Genomic DNA, 1,097 nt, shown 5'->3' on the forward strand with positions numbered 1-1,097 from the left:
ATACCAATTTAATTTCAAAACACCCTAAATAATTTGTATATTTACTGCATGGGTAAACGAACAGTAATTATAATAAAAGAAAGCCTGAATGAATTGAATGTTTTGTACAAACAAACCAGAAAGCATAAGGCTAAGAAGAAAATAAAAAGTTTAATTTTAACTAAGGGGCAAAAATTCAAAACTAGGTTGGAACTGGCTAAATACTTAGGTGTTGATATAAAGACCTTATATGTTTGGACTAAGCAATACAAAGATTCTGGTATTGAATTCATGATAAAGAGTACAAGTGGAGGTCGGCATAATTGTAAAGTTTCCGATACAATAAGAGCAAGTCTTGAGAAAAAACTAAACAACAGCACAGAACCTTTACAAGGTTATACCCATGCAGTAGAATGGGTAAAGGAAAAGCATGGCACTGAGATTAATTATCATACTTTACGCTCATTCATGATAGCGAACTTTGGCACCAAATTAAAACAACCAAGAAAATCACATTATAAAAAGGATGAGGAAGCCTTTGAGGCTTTTAAAAAAACTTCCAGAACTTCTAAAGAACATCATACACCCAAACCTGGATAAGTTCAAATCATTCAATTTGTATTTTCAAGATGAAAGCAGATTTGGATTAAAAACACATGTTGGCAGATGCCTTACTGCAAGGGGAGTGAAGCCAATTGTAAAATATCAGCATGCTTTTAAGAATACGTATGTTTATGGTAGTTTTTCTCCAATTAATGGCGATTCCTTTGTTTATGAAATAGAGGGAACAACCAGTGAAATATTTTATTCCTACATATTAGAATTTTCAAAATACAAACCCGAGGAACTTAAAATAATAATAATTGACAATGCTGGTTTTCACTCATTGACAAAATATGAAATTCCAGATAACATCAAGTTTATAAGAATACCGCCATATTCACCAGAACTAAATCATTCTGAAAAAATTTGGGCATACATAAAGCAGTTTTACAAAAACAAAGTCTTTGGCAATATTGAAAACGTGAAAGTTTGGCTAGCCAATTTCATCAAAGATAATCTCACTTCTGAAATAATTCAATCTATAACTCATCATAAACTTTTTTTGGATGCATATA

Annotated in this window: 2 protein-coding genes; both read left to right on the top strand. The window is 31.4% G+C overall.

The features are described 5' to 3' along the window. The first annotated feature begins 48 nt into the window (after positions 1 to 48). Entirely contained in the window at positions 49 to 579 is a 531-nt protein-coding gene (locus MV985_RS00550; RefSeq protein ID WP_297458036.1) for a hypothetical protein, read from the top strand. Next, positions 506 to 1,097, top strand: a 592-nt coding sequence (locus tag MV985_RS00555) for an IS630 family transposase (RefSeq protein WP_297458038.1), incomplete at its 3' end; no start/stop codon positions are given. The genes MV985_RS00550 and MV985_RS00555, both read left to right, overlap by 74 nt.

The organism is Thermococcus sp., from assembly GCF_027012695.1.
GTDB lineage: Archaea > Methanobacteriota_B > Thermococci > Thermococcales > Thermococcaceae > Thermococcus.

What these genes read in the sequence shown, in the direction of transcription:
- MV985_RS00550 (WP_297458036.1), top strand. Translation starts at nt 49, where the DNA reads ATGGGTAAACGAACAGTAATTATAATAAAAGAAAGCCTGAATGAATTG.